Annotated in this window: 19 protein-coding genes; 6 read left to right on the top strand and 13 right to left on the bottom strand. The window is 73.3% G+C overall.

Features of this window, described 5'->3' with window-relative positions; translation table 11 throughout:
• Positions 1-16 precede the first annotated feature (16 nt).
• The gene (locus tag ACZ4UV_RS22510) at positions 17-1372 is read right to left on the bottom strand and encodes an enoyl-CoA hydratase-related protein (protein WP_467840098.1); all 1356 of its coding nucleotides are present in this window, start codon (positions 1370-1372) and stop codon (positions 17-19) included.
• Positions 1373-1378: 6 nt separating this feature from the next.
• Positions 1379-2551 (bottom strand): thiolase family protein, encoded by a 1173-nt coding sequence (locus ACZ4UV_RS22515; RefSeq protein WP_451015757.1) that lies wholly within the window; start codon positions 2549-2551, stop codon positions 1379-1381.
• A 98-nt stretch (positions 2552-2649) separates the two neighbouring features.
• On the opposite strand from ACZ4UV_RS22515, the gene ACZ4UV_RS22520 reads away from it, so the two are divergent.
• Genes ACZ4UV_RS22520 through ACZ4UV_RS22530 form a run of 3 tightly spaced genes read left to right on the top strand, consistent with a single transcriptional unit; the run spans position 2650 to position 5328 of the window.
• Entirely contained in the window at positions 2650-3774 is a 1125-nt protein-coding gene (locus ACZ4UV_RS22520) for an acyl-CoA dehydrogenase family protein (RefSeq protein WP_467840101.1), read from the top strand.
• Positions 3775-3797: 23 nt separating this feature from the next.
• Complete coding sequence (locus tag ACZ4UV_RS22525) at positions 3798-4562, top strand: SDR family NAD(P)-dependent oxidoreductase (RefSeq protein WP_451015755.1); 765 nt, start codon at positions 3798-3800, stop codon at positions 4560-4562.
• A gap of 7 nt (positions 4563-4569) precedes the next feature.
• Entirely contained in the window at positions 4570-5328 is a 759-nt protein-coding gene (locus ACZ4UV_RS22530) for an SDR family NAD(P)-dependent oxidoreductase (RefSeq protein ID WP_390039271.1), read from the top strand.
• Positions 5329-5379: 51 nt separating this feature from the next.
• On the opposite strand, the gene ACZ4UV_RS22535 is transcribed toward ACZ4UV_RS22530, so the two are convergent.
• The 9 genes from ACZ4UV_RS22535 to mftA form a co-directional block, all read right to left on the bottom strand.
• On the bottom strand, positions 5380-6117 hold the full coding sequence (locus ACZ4UV_RS22535; protein WP_451015754.1) for a hypothetical protein: 738 nt from the start codon (positions 6115-6117) through the stop codon (positions 5380-5382).
• Between the two features lie 57 nt (positions 6118-6174).
• A complete protein-coding gene (locus ACZ4UV_RS22540; RefSeq protein WP_451015753.1) occupies positions 6175-6741 on the bottom strand; it encodes a flavin reductase family protein in 567 nt (188 codons plus the stop codon).
• Positions 6738-7919, bottom strand: coding sequence for an acyl-CoA dehydrogenase family protein (locus ACZ4UV_RS22545; protein ID WP_451015752.1), 1182 nt, complete (start codon positions 7917-7919; stop codon positions 6738-6740). Before ACZ4UV_RS22545 ends, ACZ4UV_RS22540 begins: the two co-directional genes overlap by 4 nt.
• Positions 7920-8045: 126 nt before the next feature.
• Complete coding sequence (mftF, locus tag ACZ4UV_RS22550) at positions 8046-9431, bottom strand: mycofactocin biosynthesis glycosyltransferase MftF (RefSeq protein ID WP_451015751.1); 1386 nt, start codon at positions 9429-9431, stop codon at positions 8046-8048.
• A gap of 31 nt (positions 9432-9462) precedes the next feature.
• Positions 9463-10194 (bottom strand): mycofactocin biosynthesis peptidyl-dipeptidase MftE, encoded by a 732-nt coding sequence (gene mftE / locus ACZ4UV_RS22555; RefSeq protein ID WP_451015750.1) that lies wholly within the window; start codon positions 10192-10194, stop codon positions 9463-9465.
• A gap of 2 nt (positions 10195-10196) precedes the next feature.
• Positions 10197-11474, bottom strand: coding sequence for a pre-mycofactocin synthase MftD (gene mftD, locus ACZ4UV_RS22560; protein WP_467840107.1), 1278 nt, complete (start codon positions 11472-11474; stop codon positions 10197-10199).
• Positions 11467-12717: a mycofactocin radical SAM maturase gene (gene mftC, locus ACZ4UV_RS22565; protein WP_467840110.1), complete on the bottom strand. Its 1251-nt coding sequence runs from the start codon at positions 12715-12717 to the stop codon at positions 11467-11469. The genes mftD and mftC overlap by 8 nt, the downstream gene beginning before the upstream one ends.
• Positions 12714-12989: a mycofactocin biosynthesis chaperone MftB gene (mftB, locus tag ACZ4UV_RS22570; protein WP_451015747.1), complete on the bottom strand. Its 276-nt coding sequence runs from the start codon at positions 12987-12989 to the stop codon at positions 12714-12716. Before mftB ends, mftC begins: the two co-directional genes overlap by 4 nt.
• Before the next feature lie 10 nt (positions 12990-12999).
• The gene (gene mftA / locus ACZ4UV_RS22575; protein WP_351501234.1) at positions 13000-13137 is read right to left on the bottom strand and encodes a mycofactocin precursor MftA; all 138 of its coding nucleotides are present in this window, start codon (positions 13135-13137) and stop codon (positions 13000-13002) included.
• A gap of 172 nt (positions 13138-13309) precedes the next feature.
• On the opposite strand from mftA, the gene mftG reads away from it, so the two are divergent.
• On the top strand, positions 13310-14854 hold the full coding sequence (gene mftG, locus ACZ4UV_RS22580) for a mycofactocin dehydrogenase MftG (protein ID WP_467840114.1): 1545 nt from the start codon (positions 13310-13312) through the stop codon (positions 14852-14854).
• 23 nt (positions 14855-14877) lie between these two features.
• On the opposite strand, the gene mftR is transcribed toward mftG, so the two are convergent.
• The gene (mftR, locus tag ACZ4UV_RS22585; RefSeq protein WP_451015745.1) at positions 14878-15507 is read right to left on the bottom strand and encodes a mycofactocin system transcriptional regulator; all 630 of its coding nucleotides are present in this window, start codon (positions 15505-15507) and stop codon (positions 14878-14880) included.
• A gap of 286 nt (positions 15508-15793) precedes the next feature.
• Between mftR and ACZ4UV_RS22590 the strand changes: the two genes are divergently transcribed.
• A complete protein-coding gene (locus ACZ4UV_RS22590) occupies positions 15794-16945 on the top strand; it encodes a sensor histidine kinase (RefSeq protein WP_451015744.1) in 1152 nt (383 codons plus the stop codon).
• On the top strand, positions 16933-17586 hold the full coding sequence (locus ACZ4UV_RS22595) for a response regulator (RefSeq protein WP_451015743.1): 654 nt from the start codon (positions 16933-16935) through the stop codon (positions 17584-17586). Before ACZ4UV_RS22590 ends, ACZ4UV_RS22595 begins: the two co-directional genes overlap by 13 nt.
• An 86-nt stretch (positions 17587-17672) precedes the next feature.
• On the opposite strand, the gene ACZ4UV_RS22600 is transcribed toward ACZ4UV_RS22595, so the two are convergent.
• The gene (locus ACZ4UV_RS22600) at positions 17673-19955 is read right to left on the bottom strand and encodes an MMPL family transporter (RefSeq protein ID WP_451021189.1); all 2283 of its coding nucleotides are present in this window, start codon (positions 19953-19955) and stop codon (positions 17673-17675) included.
• Between the last annotated feature and the right edge of the window lie 103 nt (positions 19956-20058).

The raw sequence follows: 20058 nt of genomic DNA on the forward strand, positions 1-20058 counted from the left end.
ACGTGCCGCCCGGCCGCTACCCGGCGCTGACCTTCACGCCGGGTATCTGCTCGCCGCAGGCCGGTGACGCCGCCGGATCCGGCACGAACCTCGTGCCCTTGAGGACGGAGACGAAGGTGCAGTCGCCGGGGCCGCCGACCGAGTAGGTGCCCTTGTCCGCGAAGTCGGCGGGCTCCGGGAACAGTCCTCCGGCGGTCCAGCTCCTGTCGGTGCGCAGTGCTGCCATCAGCTGTTTCCGGCTCGCGGTGCAGCCGGCCTTCTCCAGCCCGTGCAGCAGCAGGTCCGCGCTGATCCAGCCGACCGCCTGGGAGAAGGAGGGGATGCCGGAGGCGGACTTGGCGTACTGCTTGAGCGCCGCCGACCAGGCGGTGGTCGCCTTCGTGCCCGTCTCCACCGGCGCGTAGGAGGTCATGAAACCGACCCCCTGCGCCACCTTCAGCGTGGGCGGCGACTTCAGCAGGTCCGCTCCGTAACCGGTGGCCAGCAGGATCGACTTCATCCGCACCCCGGCCCGGCGCAGGCCGGTGGCGAGCGCGAAGCCGGTCTCGGGGATCACCGGGGCGTAGAGCACGTCGGCGCCGGACTTCTTGATGCCGAGGACGATCGGCCCGACGTCGCTGCTGCCGAACGGGATGTGCTCGTTGACATAGCCCCGGGCCAGTCCGGCGTGTTCGGCCGAGACCGCGGCTCCCAGCGCGAGGGCGTGGGCGAGGCTGGTGTCCTCCCCGTCCGCGAGCAGCGCGAGTGTCTCCGCGACGGCCCCGGGGTGGGCGGCACGGATCAGGTCCGCGATCTCGCGCGCCAGGTCGAGCAGGCAGTCGTGCGGCACGACTTCGGTGACCAGGCCCGCCGCCAGGGCCCGTCGGGCGTCGATGGCCTCGCCCGTCAGCATCATCCGGCGCGCGAGCCGGGTGCCGACCGCGCGCGGTAGCAGCGCGCTCATCCCCCAGCCCGCCGCCAGTCCGATCGCGGCATGGGTGTCGGCGAACCGTGCCCGGTCGGAGGCGATGAGGAACGAGCACGACAGCGCCAGCTCCAACGCCCCCGTGTAGCAAAGGCCGTTGACCACCCCGAGCACCGGCGTGCGGGACGCCCGCACCACCTCGGCCGGGTCCGTGCGCGTGCCGCGCGGGGAGCCGGTGCCGTTGCCCAGCGCCTCCTTGAGGTCGATGCCGGCCGAGAACGCGGGATCGGTGCCGGTGGGGACGACCAGCCGGGTCTCCGCGTCGGCGTCGGCCGCCCGGACCGCCTCGATCAGCCCGCGCCGCATGGCGATGGTCATGGCGTTGCGTGCCTGCGGCCGGTCGAGCGTCAGCCACAGCACACCGTCCGCCCAGCGGCAGTCCAGCCCCTCGGCTCCGACCTGGATCACCGTCGGTCAGACCGTCAGGACCATCGCCGAGCCCATGCCTCCGCCCGCGCACATGGCGGCGACCGCGGTCCCGCCGCCCCGGCGGCGCAGTTCGTGCGCGAGGGTCACGACCATGCGCGTGCCGGTGGTGGCGATCGGGTGGCCGAGGCTGCAGCCGCTGCCGAACGGGTTGACCCGCTCGGGGTCGAGACCCAGCTCACGGGTGGTGGCCACGGCCACGGCCGCGAAGGCCTCGTTGACCTCGACCAGGTCGACGTCGCCGATGCCGAGCCCGGCCCGGTCGAGGGCCTTGCGGATGGCCGCGACCGGCGCCAGCCCCGTCTCGACGGGGTCGACTCCCACACTCGCCCAGGACCGTACGGTCGCGATCGGGGTGAGTCCGTGCGCGGCGGCCAGGTCCGAACCGGCGACGACGACCGCCGCGGCGCCGTCGTTGACGCCGCTGGAGTTGCCGGCCGTGATGGAGAACCCCTCGATCTCGGGGTGCAGCACCTTCAGCGCGGCGAGTTTCTCGGCGCTGGTGTCGCGGCGCGGATGCTCGTCGGTGTCGAAGACCGAGGTGGTCCCGTCCCGGCCGGTGACCGGCACCGGCACGATCTCGTCGGCGAACCGGCCCTCGTCGATGGCGCGTACGGCCCGCTCGTGGGAGCGCAGCGCCCAGGCGTCCATCTCCGCCCGGGTGAGCCCGGCCAGCCGGGCGGTGTTCCAGCCGACAAGGACCCCCATGTCGTCGTTGGGTGCGTCGGGCGTCGGCACATGGGTCGGCGCCATCCAGGGGTCCTGCCAGTCGTCGCTCCCCGGAATCCGCCTCCGGGCCACCGGCGCCATCGACGAGGAGTGCGTCCCACCCGCGATCACGGCCCGGTCCATCCCGGCGCGTACGCCGGCGGCGGCGGTCGCCACGCTGGCCAGTCCGGAGGCGCAGTGCCGGTTGTGGGCCAGGCCGGGGACCTGGGTCAGGCCCACCTGGAGGGCCGCGTGGCGGGCGATGTCGCCGCCGCCGGCCAGGGATTCGCCGAGGACGACGTCGTCGATCGCCTCGGGTGGCAGTCCGCTCCGCCTGGCGGCCTCGCGGACGACGACGACGGCGAGCTCGAAGGCGTCGGTGTCCCGCAGGCTCCCCCGGCGGGCGGTTCCGATGGCGGTGCGGCACGCGGAGAGAAGAACGGCATCAACCATGGGATTCAGAATACTCAAATACAGGGTTGATCGACAGATTGCCTGCAATCTCAGCAAGCGATCTCGACCGACCATCTAAAAGAGGATACCTTGAAGTGGTGAACTTCGAGCTCAGCGAGGAGCAGGAACTCCTCCGTGAGGCCTCCCGCGACCTGCTGTCGGAGCGGGCCCCGATCGAGCACGTACGGGCCTGGGCGGACCGTACGGAGGACGTCGACCCCGAGGTGTGGCGGCTGACGGCCGACCTCGGCTGGCCCGGTCTCGGCCTGCCCGAGGAGTACGGCGGCGCCGGCCAGGGCCTGGTGGAACTCGTCCTCGTCGCCGAGGAGATGGGGCGCGCGCTCGGGCGGGGCCCCGTCACGTCCACCGCGGTCGCCGGGCGGGCGCTCGCCGCCACGGGGTCGGCCGCGCTGCGCGCCGAGGTGCTGCCCGCGCTCGCCGCGGGCTCGCACTGGGCCACCTGGGCCTTCGCCGAACCGCACGCCCCGTGGTCCCTGGACGGCGTGCGGGCCACGGCCCGCTCCGACGGGGACGCGGTGGTCCTGGACGGGGCGAAGACGGCGGTGCAGGACGCGGGGGGCGCCCGCTGGCTGCTCGTCACCGCACGCCAGGACGGGGTCCCGGCGTCCTTCCTCGTCGACCGTGCGGCCCCCGGTGTGACGGTCGGGCGGCAGCGGGTCCTGGACCTGACCCGCTCGTTCCACGAGGTCCGGTTCGATGGTGTGCGGGTGCCGCCGGACCGCCGTCTCGCCGCCGGCCCCGGCGAGATCCAGCGGCTCCTCGACGAGGCGTCGGTGCTGCGCTGCGCCGACGCGCTCGGGGTGATGGAGCGCATGCTGGAACTGACCGTCGAACACACCACGTCCCGCGTGCAGTTCGGCCGCCCCATCGGCACCTTCCAGGCCGTCAAGCACGCCTGCGCGGACATCGCGCTGCGGGTGCACGGCGCCCGTGCGGCCAGCTACTACGCGGCGATGGCCGCCGACGCGGGCGCCGAGGACGCCGGCCGGGCCGCCTGCGCCGCCGCCTCGTACGTCGCGGCCGCGGCGGGCGAGGTCGCGGGCCGGGCCCTCCAGCTGCACGGCGGCATCGGCTTCACCTGGGAGCACGAGCTCCACCTCCACCTGCGCCGGGCCAGGGCCGACAGCGTGCTGTACGGCGACGCCGCCGTCCACCGCGACCGGCTCTGCACCTTCCTGCGGGCGTCTCCCGCATCCGCGTGAGCGGACGATCCGAAAGGTTCCCCATGGAGATCAAGGGAAAGAAGGCGGTGGTGTTCGGCGGCGCCTCCGGGATGGGCCGGGCCACCGCAGAACTCCTCGCGGCCCGCGGCGCCGACGTCGCCGTGCTCGACCGCCCGGTGTCGGCGGGCGGCGAGGTCGCCGCCGCGTTCGGCGGCAGCTTCCACCCCGTCGACGTGACCGACTTCGCGGCGACCGAGAGCGCGCTGGACGCGGCCGTACAGGCGCTGGGCGGGCTGCACGTGTCGGTCACGACGGCGGGCGGCGGCAGTGTGCGGCGCACCCTGGGCAAGGACGGCCCGCACGACCTGGACACCTTCCGCCGGATCCTCGACCTGAACGCCGTCGCCACCTTCAACATCAGCCGGCTGGCCGCCGCGCACATGAGCCGCAACGAGCCCGGGGAGCCGGACGGTGAACGCGGTGTCATCGTCAACACCTCCTCGATCGCCGCCTTCGAGGGACAGATCGGGCAGGTCGCCTACTCCGCCGCCAAGGCAGCCATCGCCGGCATGAGCCTGACCATGGCCCGGGATCTCGGCTCCCTCGGCATCCGGGTCGTCGCCATCGCGCCGAGCCTGTTCGAGACGGGCGCCACCGAGAAGATCCCCGCCGGGACCCGGGCCGCCCTGGTGAAGGACGCGGCGTTCCCCCGGCGCCTCGGACGGCCCGAGGAGTACGCGAAGCTCGCTCTGGCGGTCGTGGACAACCCGATGCTGAACGGCCAGTGCCTGCGCCTCGACGCCGGCCAGCGGTTCGGACCGAAGTGAGGTTCTGATGCCGGACACCACACCGCACCAGGGCAAGGTCGCCCTGATCACCGGCGGCGGCCGGGGCTTCGGCAAGGCCTTCGGCGAGGCGCTGTCGGCGCTCGGCGCGCAGGTCGTGCTCGCCGACATCGACGGCGACGCCGCGGCCGAGGCGGCCCGGGAGCTGACCGCGCGGGGCCGGGGCGCGACCGGGGTCGCCTGCGACGTCGCCGACGAGGACGGCGTCGGCGCCGTGGTGGACGAGATCGCCGCACGCCACGGCGGACTCGACATCCTGGTCAACAACGCCGGTCTGCACGCCGCCTACAACAAGCCCTTCACCGAACTGGGCCTGGCGAAGGTCCGGCGCGTGGTCGACGTCAACATCATGGGCACCGTCATCTGCACCATGGCTGCGCGGGAGGCCATGAAGGGCCGTGCCGGCGCCTGCATCGTCAACATCTCCTCCTCGGCGGCCTACGCGAACCGCAGCATCTACGGCGTGTCCAAGCTCGCCGTGCGCGGTCTGACGGTGTCCTTCGCGCGGGAGTTCGCCGCCGACGGCATCCGGGTCAACGCCATCGCGCCGGGCCTGATCTTCACCGACGCGGTGCGGGCCCAGCTCTCCCCCGCCGAGGCGGAACGCGTCCTCGGGGAGCAGATCCTGCCGCAGGAAGGACGGGAGCAGGACATCGTCGAGGCACTGCTGTACCTGGTCTCCCCGAAGGCGTCCTTCATCACCGGTGAGACCCTGCGGGTGACGGGCGGGTTCGCGCTCTCGGTCTGACGACATGTCTGTGGCCGTGCCCCCTACCGGGGTACGGCCACAGGCATGCGCTCAGACGGTCACCGGTTCGGCCTCCGCCTGGCCGGCCAGCTCCTGCTCCTCCGACCTGATCGCCTTGAGCAGCACATAGGGAGTGGCGATCTTCCAGACGAAGTACGTCAGCGAGGGGATCGTGTTCGCGAGCACCCCGTTCCAGGCGAACGGCCCGCTGTCCGTGACGAAGACGAAGGCCCCCGGGATGAGGAGCACGCCCAGCACGATGCTCAGCCAGCCGTACCACCTGGGGAAGACCTGCTTGTCCCGGTGGTCGATGAACGCGGTGTAGCCGATCGACCAGACCTGGAGGACGAAGATGCACGCGTTGCCCACCAGCATGAGGTTGAAGGTGTCGGTCAGCGCGGCCAGGACGTCGGGCGAGTGGATCTCCGGCCGGTACGCGGCGGCGGAGAGGATGGCGAGAGGGAAGAAGAAGCCCAGCGGGGCGACGACACCGGTGGTCAGCTGGATCACGGACAGCAGACCCCAGCCGCCCTCGACTCGCTTCATCTGAAGGCTCGTCACGACGACGTAGGGGTACTCGAAGGGCACGGCCAGCACCATGATCACGGTGCACCACAGGATCCCCGTGCGGTGGTCGTGCAGGAACGTGACGAGGTCCGCGGGGCTCATCCTCGGGTCCACCGGGGTGAGCAGGTGGCCCGCGCTGAAGGCGACGATGAAGCCCGCCATCAGGACGACTCCGCACCACGCCGACACGCGTTCCAGTCTCAGATACAGGTCTCTTCTCAACTGCGGCTCCCTTGTGGGCCGGCCGGTGTCCGCCGGCCGGCTGCTGCCGACCGGTGCCTACCGGCCGATCTGGTCCCAGCCGACGAGCCTGTCCAGCAGCAGCGTCGCGCTGGAGAGGTAGTCGCCGTATCCGCCGCGGAAGAACAGCAGCGGGGTCTTCAACGACTCGACGCACAGGTCGTGGACCCGGCCCACGACCAGCAGGTGGTCACCGATCTCGACGACCTGCTCCACCGCGCAGTCCACCCAGGCCACGACCCCGTCCAGGACGGGACTGCCCAGCGGCGACGGCTGCCAGGTCATGTCCGTGAACCGCTCGCCCGCCGGGCCCGCCGCCATCCGCCGGGAGAGCCGCTCCTGGTCGCCCGCGAGCGCGTTGGCGCAGAAGCGGCCCGCCGCCCTGATGGTCCGCAGGGTCGTGGAGGAGCGGTCGGCCAGGAAGGACACCAGGGGCGGGTCCAGGGACACGGAGGTGAAGGTGCCGACGATCATCCCGTGCGGCCGTTCCCCGGCGTCCGTGGTGGTGATCGCGACCACGCTGGTCGGGAAGTTGCCCAGGACGTCACGGAACCGGCGGCCCTCGATCACATCCACCTCCCGGGCACGGACCGCGCCGTCCCTCATATCAGGACCCGCATCGCCTCGGGCAGTTCGAGCCCCATCCGGGCCAGGGCGTTGGCGTGGTACGCCGTGCCGGGCACGTGGATCATGTGCTGCAGTCCGACGTGCGCGTCCCGCCAGTACCGCTGGATCGGGTTGCCGCGCCGGATGGCGTTGCCGCCGGACCGCGCGAAGATCTCGTCCAGGGCGGAGACGGCCCGCCAGGCGCAACGCACCTGGTTGCGCCGTACGTTCGCCCGGTCCTCGATGGTGATCGGCAGGCCGGCTTCGGCCTTGTCGTACAACCGGCTGATGCCGTCGATGAGCTGGACCCGTGAGGCGGCGATCTCGGCGGCGGCCTCCCCGGCCGCGTAGAGCACGTACGGGTCGTCGCGGACCTGGACGCCGGTCACGGCGACCCGCTCCTTCTGCTGGCCGAGGTGGACGGCGAGCGCGCCCTCGCAGATGCCGATGACGGCCGCGGTGATCCCGAGCGGGAACATCGAGGCGAACGGCAGCCGGTAGAGCGTGTCGGTGAGCCCGATCGCCTCGGCGGCCGCCCCGTCCTGGACGGCCTCCTGCCGTACGGTGCGGTACTCGGGGATGAACGCCTTGTCGACGACGACGTCCTTGCTGCCGGTGCCGGAGAGGCCGACGACGTCCCAGGTGCCGTCGATGATCTCGTAGTCCGCGCGGGGCAGCACCACGTGCATGACGGTGATCGGTCCCGCGGGCCTGCCCTTGCCGTCCCCGAGGAGCGCCCCGAGGAAGTCCCAGCGGCAGTGGTCGCTGCCGGAGGAGAACGGCCAGCGGCCGCTGAGGACATAGCCGCCCTCGACCGGTTCGGCGATGCCGTTGGGCATGTAGGGGGAGGCGATCCAGGTGTCCGGGTCGGCGTCCCACACCTCGTGGGCGAGGCGCGGGTCCATCTGGGCCAGCTCCCACGGGTGGACCCCGACGACACCGCACACCCAGCCGGCGGCCCCGTCGTGCCGGGCGACCGCCATCACCGCTTCGGCGAAGTCCCGGGGATGCGCGCCGAAACCGCCGTACTCCTTGGGCTGCAGCAGCCGTATGACACCGGCGGAACGCAGCAGTTCGACGGTACGGTCGCTCAACTTGCCCAGTGACTCGTTCTCGTCGGCGAGCGCGGCCAGTTCCGGACCCGACTCCTCGACACGGCCGACCACTTCATGCGTCACTCCGCCCACCTCCTGGTGACTGGTCCATCGCCCGCGCGGCGTGGCGCCGGCGGCGGGACGACCCAGTGTCGGGGCAGGGGACGGGCGGCGGCCGGGCGCTTTCCGCTGACCGGGACTGGGCCCGTCTCAGCGGGTGATGCGAGGCCGCAGCGCGGCGCCGGAACGGGCCCGGAGGGCGGCGAACCAGACGCCGGACCCGTAGGCGAGGTCGTCCAGGCGGCGGGCGAGGCCGTAGCGCACCGGGTCGAGGGTGGCTTGATCCCGACGGTATTCAAGGGCGATGTCGGCCAGCGCGGCGACCGCGGTGGCGCGGCGCACCCGGCCGGAGAGCACGCAGCCGACGGCCGTCAGCGGCCACCAGTGGCGGGTCAGCAGCGCGGCGGTCTGCGAGAGGGTGGCGAGGGTTCCGTTGCCGGTGAGCCGCACGGCCAGCCGGTAGGGGTGCTCGGTGCCGTCGAGTTTGCGGGCGATGCGCACGGTGACGATCCCGAGGACGGCCGCGGCGGCCGGTGCCGACCAGCGCCGTCCGGCGAGCAGCGCGGCGGCCAGCGCCGTGCTCCACGGGGCGAACACCACGGGTGCGACGGACTCGGGGTGCCGTTCGGCGAGGGGCTGCGCCCCGGTGCCGTAGACGGCCTTGCGCAGCAGCCAGTCCGCGAGCCGCACCCGGTGCTCGTGGGCCGCCCGGACGGCGGGTTCGTACCGCACCCGGCGCCCCGCCGCCACCAGCCGCCAGCACAGGTCGACGTCCTCCCCGACCCGCATGCCCGCGTCGAAACCCTCCCCCAGCGCGTCGGTCCGGGCCACCACGCAGGCGGAGGAGGCCCAGGAGACGGGGGTGCCGGGCCGTACCGGGGCCGGATGCGCGCCGAGGTCGAGCGAGGACCGCGAGTTCTCGTACCGTTCGACCCAGGTCGTGGCCGGGGCGGACAGCCCGGTGATGCGGGGTACGGCCATCGCGACCCGGGGGTCGGCGAAGTGCCGGAGCAGGGTGGGGACCGTGTCGGGGTCCAGCACGATGTCGGAGTCGGCGAAGACCACGTACGGCGTGGTGACCAGGCGCAGTCCGGCGTTGCGCGCCCCGGCGGGCCCGAGGTTGGCGGCGAGGGCGACCAGCCGGGCACCGTGCTGTGCCACCACGGCGGCCACGGCGGCCGGCTGCCGGGAGGCGTCGTCGACCACGATCACCGCGCGGCCGGGCCCGATGCTCCGCAGCAGGCGGTCGAGTTGGCGCGGGCGGTCGCGGACCGGCACGACGACCGTGTACCGGGGGTCCGCCGGCGCCGGCAGCGAGCCGACGACGGGATGTGCCATGCCCGTCTCCAGCAAGCGGTCCGCGAGCAGCGCGCCCGCCGCGTCCCGTACGACCAGCACCCGACCGGTGAACAGCCGCCGCGCCCGCGGGGTCAGCTTGAGCAGCCGGGTCGGATACCCGCCGAGCAGCGCCCGGCCGCCGTCGACCACCCGGGTGTGCCGGTCGAACCGGACGACGAAGCCGAGGGGAAGCGTCATCGGCGGGCACCTTTCGCAGCAGGGGACGACGTCAGCGTTCGGTGAGACGGCCCCGGTCGTCGGGGGTCCAGGCGGTGATGCGGCGGACCGTGGCGGAGACCAGCGCGGCCATGGCCCGGCCGCCCTCCTCGGCCGTGGCGCCGGCCGGGTCGCCGAGGACGCCGGAGGCGGAGACCGCGCGGACACCTCGGGCCATCAGTTCCGGCAGGAGAACGGGCAGGGGGCGGATGTCGCCGGCGACGGCGGCGTCCAGGCGGACGCGCTCGGGTGCCAGGTGCAGCAGCAGGGAGGTCTCCGTACGGCCGGCGTGCGGGTCGCCGCCGGGGACCTCGCAGGCGGTCCAGACGGCGTCGTGGCCCTCGGTGCGCAGCTGGGCGAGGGCACCGCCGAGCGTGGCCGTGTTGCCGCCGTGGCCGTTGACGAACACGATCCGGCCCGCCCACAGGGACAGCGAGCGGGTCAGTTCCACGACGACCGCGCGCAGCGCCTCGTGCCCGATCGAGACGGTCCCGGGGAAGCCGGCGTGTTCGCCGCTCGCGCCGTAGTCCAGGGCGGGGGCCACCAGCGGCGGCCCGTGCGGTCGGTCGCCCAGGTAGTCGGCCGTGCGCCGGGCGACGGCACGGGCGACGACGGTGTCGGTGTCGAGCGGCAGATGCGGACCGTGCTGTTCGGTGGACCCGACCGGGACCAGGACGAGCGCCCCGGAGGGCACGGCCGGCCAGACGGCGTCGGCCAGGACGGGCGGCACGGAGTCCTCGGACATGGTCAGGCGGCCGTGGACCCGGCGTCGGCAGCCGTCGGCTCAGGAGCGGCAGCCGTGGGCACAGGGGCGGTGTCGGTCGCCGCGGGCGCCGGGGGCACGGCCGCGCCGCCGCCCAGGGTCAGCCGGAAGCCGGGCGGTACCGCCAGGTCGTCGGGGGCCAGTTCGTGCACGGAGGCGTGGCCGAGACCGAGGACGGCCGAGTCCAGTCCGCCGCGCATGATGTCCAGCACGTTCTCGACGCCGGCCTGCCCGTTCGCGGCGAGGCCCCACAGATAGGCGCGGCCGATCAGGACGGCGCGGGCGCCGAGGGCGAGTGCCTTCGCCACGTCGCCGCCGCGCCGGATCCCGCCGTCCAGCAGGACCTCGATCTGATCGCCGACGGCTTCCGCGATGGCGGGGAGCAGCCGGATGGTGGCCGGGGTGGTGTCCAGGTTGTTGCCGCCGTGGTTGGACACGGACAGGGCCGACACGCCGGCGTCGACCGCCCGCCTGGCGTCGTCCACGCGACAGACGCCCTTGAGGAGGAAGGGGCCGCCCCACTCCTGACGCAGCCATGCGAGGTCCTCCCAGGAGGGCGGCGGCGTCTGCATCCATTCGCCGTAGGCGCCGAAGAAGGTGGGTGCCTCGCCGCCGGGGGCGGTCAGGTTGGGGACGGTGAGGTCGGGGACGCGGCCCGACCTGGCGTACCGCCACAGCCATCCGGGCCGGGGCAGGACGTCGGGGGCGAACCTCAGCATGGTCCTGAGGTCGAGCCTGTCCGGGATGGCGGGGCTGCCCCAGTCGCGGCCGTGCGAGAACGACCAGTCGAGGGTGACGATGAGCGCCTTGGCGCCGGCGGCCCTGGCCCGGTCCATGCGCCGCACCATGGTGTCGCGGGTGCCGCTCCAGTACAGCTGGAAGAAGAAGTCGGGCTGGGCCGCGCCCACCTCCTCCACGGGCTTGCTGGCGAACGAGCTGAGCCCCATGATCACACCTCGGTTCGCGGCGGCCCGGGCCACGGCCACCTCCCCGTCCGGGTCGACGGCCTGCACTCCGGTCGGTGAGATGAGCACGGGCAGCGCGGTGGGCACGCCGAGGACCGTCGTGGACAGGTCGCGCTCCGCGTGGTGGCCGACGACGCGCGGCGCGAAGCCCAGCTCGGCGAAGGCCTGCGTGTTGGCGTCGATCGTGCGGCCGCGCTCCGAGCCCGCGACGAGCGCGCCGTAGACCGAGCCGGGCAGCCGCCGTCTGGCCCGGCGGCGGGCCTCGGCGACCGACTCGAACCAGGGGTTCCTAGGCATGTGTCCCGCCCTTTCCGGTGGGTGTCGGATCCAGCCCGGCCAGGGGGCTCTCGGCGCACTCGCTCACCGGAGGGCGGCGGGTGAGGACCAGGTCCACGGGGCGCCGCGAGTGGTCGCCGGACGGCTTGGGCAGCCGGGCCGTGTCCCGCCGGGCGAGCCGTTCCGCGCCGTACCCCTGCACGCACTCGGGGTCCGGTCCGTCCAGCGGGAGCCCGGTGAAGAACTTCGCCGCCATGCAACCTCCCTTGCAGGTGTCGTAGAACGCGCAGGAGGCGCAGGCGCCGCCGTGCTGGGGTGTCCGCAGCCGCCGGAACAGCTCCGAGTCGCGCCACACGCCGCGAAATCCGCCGGGCTCGCGGACGTTGCCGGCCAGGAACTCGTCATGGATGGCGAACGGGCAGGCGTAGACGTCGCCGACCGGGTCGATCAGGCAGACGACGCGGCCTGCTCCGCACAGGTTGAGGCCCGGCAGTGCCTGGCCGTAGGCGGAGAGGTGGAAGAAGGAGTCGCCGGTCAGCACGTTCTCGCCGTGGGCCAGCAGCCAGTCGTACAGCTCGCGTTGCTGTGCGGCGGTCGGGTGGAGGTCGTCCCAGACGTCGGCGCCGCGTCCGGAGGGGCGCAGCCGGGTCAGGCGCAGCTGGGCGCCGTAACGGTCGGCGAGTGCCTTGAAGGCGTCCAGTTGCGGGATGTTGTGCCGGGTGCAGACCACGGAGATCTTGAAGTTCTTCATGCCTGCCGCGGCGAGACGCTCCAGCGCCCGGACCGCCGTGCTGTACGAACCGGGGCCGCGCACCGCGTCGTTGACGTCGGCGGTCGCGCCGTCGAGCGAGATCTGGACGTCCACGTAGTCGTTGCGGGCGAGGCGCTCGGCGGCTTCGGGGGTGATCCGGACGCCGTTGGTGGAGAACTTCACGCCCACGTGATGGGCGGTGGCGTAGTCCAGGAGCTCCCAGAAGTCGGGGCGGACCGTGGGCTCGCCGCCGCCGATGTTGACGTAGAAGACCTGCATGGCCTCCAGTTCGTCGATCACGGCCTCGGCCTCGGCGGTGCTCAGCTCACGCGGGTCGCGGCGGCCGGAGCTGGACAGGCAGTGGGCGCAGGCGAGGTTGCAGGCGTAGGTGAGTTCCCAGGTGAGGCAGATCGGTGCGTCGAGCCCGAGCTCGAACAGGTCGACCAGCCGGGACGGGGACGAGGACGAGGACGTGGGCGTGGGCGTGGGCACGGACGTGGGCGTGGCGGTCATGAGGTCCTCCCGACGACCATCGACGACTGCGCGAGTACGGCGAGGGCCCGGCCGTAGCGGGGCAGTTCGGTCTCCGTGAGGCCCGCGGCCAGGCAGGCGGCACGGGCCGTGGGCGCCTCCGCGAGGGCCTGGACCACGGCCAGCAGCCGCCGGTCCTTGAGGAACGACAGCTTGCGGGTGCCGAAGTGGTACAGCAGCGCACCGAAGGGTTCCGGCCGCACCGAGACCTGCGGATGCAGGTCCCAGGCGCGGTCGAGGTCCATGGCGGTCATACAGCGGCGCCTAGTAGACGCCGCACATGCCGTCGATGGAGACCTCCTCGATCAGTTCGTCGGCCTCGATCAGCGCTTCCTCGGCCGGGGTGCCCTCGTCCGGGATCTCGGTGGCCGGGACGGGCGGGGTGGCGTGCGGTCCGTTCATGTGACTCTCCCTGGGCAGCGCTCCCATCGGACAGTCGGAGAATAATGACACCGGGTGCCGAAAGTGAAGACGCCGGACGGCACGGAGCTTCGAAGGGGACGCTGATGAACCTCACCGCACCATCGGGGTACTTGACGCCGTGCCGTTCCCGCCCGGTAGGGGACGCGCGCGGATGAGACGCCCCGACGTCGTGGTCGTCGGGGCCGGCGGCAGCGGTGCCGTGCTCGCGGCGCGGCTCAGCGAGGATCCCGGCCGTACGGTGCTGCTGCTGGAGGCCGGCCCGGTACCGTCCCGTCCGGCGGCGTTCGCACCGGAGTTGCTGGACGCCCGGCTCGTGCCCGGCGCACAGCCCGGACACCCCGCCGTCCAGCCGTACGCGGTCCACCTCACTCCTCGGCGCCCGTACACGGTCGTACGGGGACGCGTCCTCGGCGGCTCGACGACCGTCAACGGCGGGTACTTCGTCCGGGCCCGGCGGGCGGACTTCGACCGCTGGTCGGCCGCGGCCGGGCCGGTCTGGTCCTACGACCGGACGCTGCCGTTCCTCCGTGCGCTGGAGAACGACCTCGACCGGGGCGGCGGTGAGCTGCACGGCGACCGAGGGCAGGTACGCGTCCGGCGCACCGGGCTCGGCCATCCCGCCGCCGTGGCGTTCCGGGCGGCGGCCCGACGGCTGGGCTTCCCGGCGGAGCCGGACAAGAACGCCCAGGACGCGCCGGGTTTCGGCCCGGTGCCGTGCAACGTCGTGGACGGAGTGCGTCTCAACACGGGCATCGGCTGTCTGGCGGCCGCGTCCGGACGCCCCAACCTCCGTATGGAGGGGGGCAGTACGGTCCTCAGGGTCGTCGTCGAGCGCGGTCGCGCAACCGGTGTGGTGGTCGAGCGGGACGGACGCCGCAGCACGGTGTACGGCGGTGAAGTGGTGCTCTGTGCAGGGGCGTTGCGCTCCCCGCACCTGTTGCACCTGTCGGGCGTCGGGCCGCGCCGCCTCCTGGAGTCCCTCGGCATCCCCGTGGTCAGGGACGCGCCGGCCGTCGGAGCGCGGTTCGGCGACCATCCGCAGCTGGTGCTGGAGTGGACACCCCGGCGGCCGCTGCCGGAGCCCGTCGGTTCCTGGCTCGGCGGCGCGCTGCACCTCTCCTCGTCGGACGGGGCGCACCCGGGCGACCTGGAAATCCTGCAGTCCCTCGTCCCGCCGGCCGGCCTGACCGGCGGCAGGGTGGCCGTGCCCGGCGCCCCGCTCGCGTTCCTCGTCTCCGTCCAGACCCCGCGGCTGACGGGCCGGATGCGCACCCGCTCCGCCGATCCCGCGACGCCCCCGGGCTTCGACTACGGGTACCTGTCGACGGCGGCGGACCGGCGGCGGATGCGCGAAGTGGTCCGTGTCACGGCCGAGTTGGTCGCTACGACCGAGTTCGCGGAGGTCTCCGCGGGGCTCGTGGAGCCGGTGGCGGAGGTGCTGGGCGACGACCGTCTGCTCGACGAGTGGATCCTCGGGCACCTCGGCACGTCCCACCACACCTGCGGCACGGTTCCGATGGGTCCCGCCGAGGATCCCCGGGCCGCCGTCGACGCCTACGGCGGGGTGTACGGGGTCGCCGGTCTGCGCGTCGCGGACACGTCCATCCTGCCGACGCCGCCGCTCAGGGGCCCGGCCGCCACCGCCGTCCTCATCGGCGAGGTCGTCGCCGACGCGGTGCGGCGGGGCCTGACCTGACCGACGCCCTGCGGCGGATGCGGCTACCCGGGCAGGTCCCGGTACCCGTCCGCGAGTTGCCGCACGGCCAGGTCCAGCAGTTCGCCCAGGTCGGCGGCCTCCTCGGCCAGCCACTGCTCGTACGCCGCGACGCACGCCGCCAGGACGGTGCTGCCGATCACCCGCGGCAGCAGGTCGGAGGCGGGGCGCCGCAGGCGCCGGGCGGCGAACCCCGTGACGAGGGCCCGCCACGACGCGTAGCGGACGGCCGAGTCCGCCTGGAGCGTCGGCACGCGCAGGATGAGGGCCATGCGCTGCCGGTGCCAGGGCACCTCCGCGGGGTCGAACCGGTTGAACGCGACGACCGCCGCACGCAGCGCGTCCATCATCGGCGTCTCCGGGTCGGCCGCCGTCAGCAACGCGTCGAGCCTGGTCAGCTGTTCCTCGAAGTCACCCCACACGAGGTCGTTCTTGGAGGCGAAGTAGCGGAAGAAGGTGCGCCGGCCGATGCCCGCCGCGGCGGCGATGTCGTCGACCGTGGTGTCGTCGAAGCCGCGTTCGGCGAACAGCTCGAAGCCCAGCCGTTCGAGCGCGGCCCGTGAGGTCACGCGCGGCCGGCCCGCCGGCCGCGCGGGTCCCGCACAGACCGCCGTGTCGCCCCGTGGCGGCTCCATCCGCGATCCCTTCCCTAGGCCCGGCCGCTGACGACGGCGCGCGACCGATCGGCCCGCGCCGTCAGCCGTCATCCTCGCACCGCTCGCGGGATACGGTCCGCCGGGTCCGCGCATCCAGCCGGGCGGCCGGCGACCGGGTGCGCCGGCACGGCTCCGGAGCCGCCGGCCCGAGAGCTCTCCGGAGCCGGTCCCGGAGGTGGGCCAGCGGTCACGGACGGCCGCGTGGACACCGGCATCGAAGGGTCAGAAACTTGCGTGAGTCAAGCAAAACGTCTAGTTTCGCCCCATGTGGAAATCGGTGCGGCGTGCCGGGTGGGCCACGGCCCATCTCTTCCTGGCCGCCGCGATGGCGTTCGGAATGTGGATCTTCGTCACCGTCCTGCTGATCACCGCGATCGGCACGCTGGCGGTCGTCGGTGCCTGGCTGCTGCCCGAGACGGTGCTGCTGATCCGGCGGATCGCGGGGGCCAAGCGGAGCCTGACCGCCACCTGGACCGGGGTGAAGATCCCCGAGGTGTACCAGCCGCTGACCGGGACGATGCGCGAGCGGATCGTCACGGCCGTACGGGATCCCGGCACCCGGACCGACGCGCGCTGGATGGTCGCGTACTGGTTCTACGGCGCGCTGCTCGCCCTCGCCCTGCCGCTGTGGCCGCTGGGGCTGGTCGTCGACGGCCTGTGGTGCGGGCTGCTGCGCCGCGAGGCCGTCGTCCTGCCGCTGATCGTGCGGCTCGCGGACCTGGAGGCCGACTGGTCGACCGCACTGCTCAAGCCGTCCCCGCAGGCGCAGCTCACGGCCCGGGTCGAGGAACTGGCCGCGACCCGCGCCGACGCCATCGCCGCGCACGAGGCGGAACTGCGCCGCATCGAGCGGGACCTGCACGACGGCGCGCAGGCGCAGCTGGTGGCCCTCTCCATGCGCATCGGACTGGCCCGGCGCGCCTACGGCGGTGATCCCGAGACCGGCCGGCGGCTCCTCGACGAGGCCCAGGAACAGGCCGAGAAGGCACTGACGGAACTGCGGCAGGTCGTCCGCGGCATCCATCCGCCGATCCTCAGCGACCGCGGCCTCGCCGGCGCGGTGCGGGCGCTGGCGGCGGGCAGCGGCCTCGAGGTGACCGTGGACGACGGCGGCCTGGACCAGGGGGTCCGGGCGCCCGCGGCGGTGGAGGCGGCCGCCTACTTCGCGGTGGCCGAGTCGCTGACCAACGTCGCCAAGTACAGCGGGGTCTCCCGTGCCGAGGTCCGGCTGGTCCGGGTCCGCCGCGGCCTCAGGGTGCGGGTCCGGGACGAGGGGTGCGGCGGCGCCGACGAGGCCGGCGGCTCCGGGCTGCTCGGTATGCGGCGGCGGGTCGCCGCGCTCGACGGAACGATGGAAGTGTCCAGCCCGGTCGGGGGACCGACCGTGATCGAAGTGGAGTTGCCGTGCGTGTGGTGATCGCCGAGGACAACGCCCTCCTGCGGGAGGGACTGGTCCTCCTGCTGACCTCGGCCGGGCACGAGGTCGTGGCCGTCGCCGGGAGCGGGCCCGAGATCATGCCCGCTCTCCTGGAGCACCGGCCGGACGTGGCCGTCCTCGACGTGCGGATGCCCCCGGGCTTCCGCGACGAGGGACTGCGGGCCGCGCTGGAGGCCCGGGAACGCCTGCCCGGGCTGCCGGTCCTGGTGCTCTCGCAGTACGTCGAGGAGTCGTACGCCAGTGAGCTGCTGGGCGGCGGGACCAGCGGGATCGGGTATCTGCTCAAGGACCGGGTCGGCCGGGTCGACGAGTTCCTCGACGCGCTGGAGCGGGTGGCCGCCGGCGGAACCGCGCTGGACCCCGAGGTCGTCACCGAACTCCTCACCCGCCGCAAGGACTCGCCGATCGACTCGCTCACGCCGCGCGAGCGCGAGGTGCTGGGGCTGATGGCCGAGGGCCACGACAACGCGACCATCGCCGCGACGCTCGTGGTCACCGAGCGCGCGGTGCACAAGCACATCGGCAACGTGTTCCTCAAGCTCAACCTGCCGCCGAGTGACACCGGCCACCGCCGGGTGCTGGCGGTCCTCGCCTACCTGGCCCACACGCCGCAGGCGTGAGCGGAACGCAGCGAGACGCAGCGGGAGGGGCCGCCCCGGTCGGGCGGCCCCTCCCCTCCTTTCGCCTCCTTTCGTCCCCTTTCGCCTCAGTACGTCGCGGCGGGCTCCGACGCCTGCGGCTCCTCCGCCGCAGGCCCGGCCGGAGCGGCCGAGGCCGTCGAAGCGTTCGAGGTGTCCGGGGCGTTCGGGGCGTTCGGGGCGGGCACCTTGCGGCTCAGCTTCTCGCCCTCCACGTCGATGTCCGGCAGCAGCCGGGCCAGCCACTTCGGCAGGTACCAGGCCTTGTGGCCGAGCAGGGCGAGGATGGCCGGCACGACGGCCATCCGGACGACGAAGGCGTCGAAGAGGACCGCGATGGCGAGCCCGAATCCGATCATCTTGATCATCGACTCGCCGGCGCCGATGAAGCCGGAGAACACCGCCGTCATGATCAGCGCGGCGGCCACCACCACCCGGGCACTGTGCCGGAAGCCGGAGACGACGGCCTGCCGGGGCTCCTCGCCGTGGACGTACGCCTCCCGCATCCGCGAGACCAGGAAGACCTCGTAGTCCATCGCCAGTCCGAAGACGATGCCCACCAGGAAGATCGGCATCATGCTCATGATCGGACCGGTGGACTCCACGCCCAGCAGCGAGGCGCCGTGTCCCTGCTGGAACACCGCGACGACGGCGCCGAGGGCCGCGAGGACGGAGAGCAGGAAGCCGAAGGCGGCCTTGAGCGGCACCAGCAGGGAGCGGAACACCAGCAGCAGGAGCACGACCGCCAGGCCGACCACCACCGCGAGGTACGGGATCAGCGAGTCCTGCACCTTCTGCGCGACGTCGATGTCCAGCGCGGTCTTGCCGGTGACCTCGTAGGACACCCCGGCGTCCCGTTCGAGGCCGGGTCGTTCGCCGCGGATGGCCTTGACCAGGTCCTTGGTCTTCTCGTCGGTCGGGCTGGTGGCCGGGGTGGCCGCGAACACCGCGGTGTCCCCCGCCTTGTTGAAGCGGGCCCGCGACACCGAGACGACGCCCTCGGTGGCGCCGATGTCCTTCGCGACCGCCGCCACGGCGGACTTGGCGTCGTCGGCCCCCTTCGCGTCGACCACGATGGTCAGGGGCCCGTTGAAGCCGGGGCCGAAGCCCTCGGCGAGCGCGTCGTAGGCGCGCCGTTCGGTGGTGGAGGTGGGCTTGGCCTCGTCGCCGGGCATGCCCAGCCGGAGGTCGAGGACGGGGGTGGCGACCGCCCCCAGGCCGACCACGCCGAGCAGGAGCACGGGCAGCGGCAGCCGTACGACGATCCTGGCCCACCGCGAACCGCCGTTCTCGGTCTTCAGCTGCTTCCTGCGGTGGCGCCGCGAGTTGCGGCGGGCGCCGCGCGCGAGCACCGCGTTCGGCCAGAAGCCGAGGATCGCCGGGACCAGGGTCAGGCAGATCAGCACCGAGACGAGCACCGCGCCGGCGGCGGCCAGGCCCATCTTGGTGAGCATCGGGATGCCGACGACCGAGAGACCGGCCAGGGCGATGACGACGGTGAGGCCGGCGAAGACGACCGCGGAGCCCGCCGTGCCGACGGCCAGACCCACGGCCTGCCGCGGATCGTGGCCCTTGGCGCGTTCCTCGCGGTAGCGGGAGACGACGAACAGGGCGTAGTCGATACCGCAGGCCAGGCCGAGCATGGTGGCGAGGGTGCCGGTGTTCTCCGACAGGCCGAAGGTCCGGGACAGGGCCATGATGCCGGTCATGCTGGCGGCGACGCCGATGACCGCGGCGATCAGGGGCAGGCCGGCGGCCGCCAGCGAGCCGAACGTGACCAGCAGGACGAGGGCGGCGACCGCGATGCCGATCGCCTCGGCGTTGCCGCCCGCCGCGGGCTGTGTCGCGAGCGCGTCGCCGCCGACCTCGACGGTCAGACCGGTGTCCCTGGCCTGGTCGACGGCTCGCTCCAGGTGCTGCTTGCTGGCGTCGGTGAGGTCGTCGGCCTTGGCCGTGAAGGAGACGGTCGCGTACGCGGTGCGGCCGTCCTCGCTGACCGCCTTCGCCCGGAAGGGATCGACGGCGGTGGCCACCTGGGTCCCCTCGGCGGCCTCGTCGACGAGCTTCTCGACGGCCTTCCGGTGGGCGGTGGCGGTGACCTTCTCGCCGTTCGGGGCGATGAAGACGATCCGGGCGCTCGCCCCGTCGGCCGCCGTTCCCGGGAAGCGCTGCTCCAGCAGGTCGAACGCCTTCTGGGACTCGATCCCGGGCATCGTGAAGCCCTCGTCGGCGGCCGCGGGCGCCTTGGAGGCGGCGAATCCCACGGCGCCCAGGACCGCGACCCACAGGACGGTCACGAACCATCGCCATCGGAAGGCCGCACGGCCCAGGTGATAAAGGACAGTTGCCATGGCGGGACAGGCCTCCACATCAGCGGTTCGGGAAGGGCGCGACGACGAGGAGCCCCACGTGGGAGATCCGCCCTGTTCAGGGCCGGCCCGGGGAGGCGTCCGC

It is taken from the genome of Streptomyces sp. NPDC028289 (assembly GCF_055565975.1).

Coding starts and splice junctions, on each gene's coding strand:
- ACZ4UV_RS22515 (WP_451015757.1), bottom strand. CDS start 2,551: ATGGTTGATGCCGTTCTTCTCTCCGCGTGCCGCACCGCCATCGGAACC.
- ACZ4UV_RS22525 (WP_451015755.1), top strand. CDS start 3,798: ATGGAGATCAAGGGAAAGAAGGCGGTGGTGTTCGGCGGCGCCTCCGGG.
- ACZ4UV_RS22530 (WP_390039271.1), top strand. CDS start 4,570: ATGCCGGACACCACACCGCACCAGGGCAAGGTCGCCCTGATCACCGGC.
- ACZ4UV_RS22540 (WP_451015753.1), bottom strand. CDS start 6,741: ATGAGGGACGGCGCGGTCCGTGCCCGGGAGGTGGATGTGATCGAGGGC.
- mftF (WP_451015751.1), bottom strand. CDS start 9,431: ATGACGCTTCCCCTCGGCTTCGTCGTCCGGTTCGACCGGCACACCCGG.
- mftE (WP_451015750.1), bottom strand. CDS start 10,194: ATGTCCGAGGACTCCGTGCCGCCCGTCCTGGCCGACGCCGTCTGGCCG.
- mftD (WP_467840107.1), bottom strand. CDS start 11,474: ATGCCTAGGAACCCCTGGTTCGAGTCGGTCGCCGAGGCCCGCCGCCGG.
- mftC (WP_467840110.1), bottom strand. CDS start 12,717: ATGACCGCCACGCCCACGTCCGTGCCCACGCCCACGCCCACGTCCTCG.
- mftB (WP_451015747.1), bottom strand. CDS start 12,989: ATGACCGCCATGGACCTCGACCGCGCCTGGGACCTGCATCCGCAGGTC.
- mftA (WP_351501234.1), bottom strand. CDS start 13,137: ATGAACGGACCGCACGCCACCCCGCCCGTCCCGGCCACCGAGATCCCG.
- mftG (WP_467840114.1), top strand. CDS start 13,310: ATGAGACGCCCCGACGTCGTGGTCGTCGGGGCCGGCGGCAGCGGTGCC.
- mftR (WP_451015745.1), bottom strand. CDS start 15,507: ATGGAGCCGCCACGGGGCGACACGGCGGTCTGTGCGGGACCCGCGCGG.
- ACZ4UV_RS22590 (WP_451015744.1), top strand. CDS start 15,794: ATGTGGAAATCGGTGCGGCGTGCCGGGTGGGCCACGGCCCATCTCTTC.
- ACZ4UV_RS22600 (WP_451021189.1), bottom strand. CDS start 19,955: ATGGCAACTGTCCTTTATCACCTGGGCCGTGCGGCCTTCCGATGGCGA.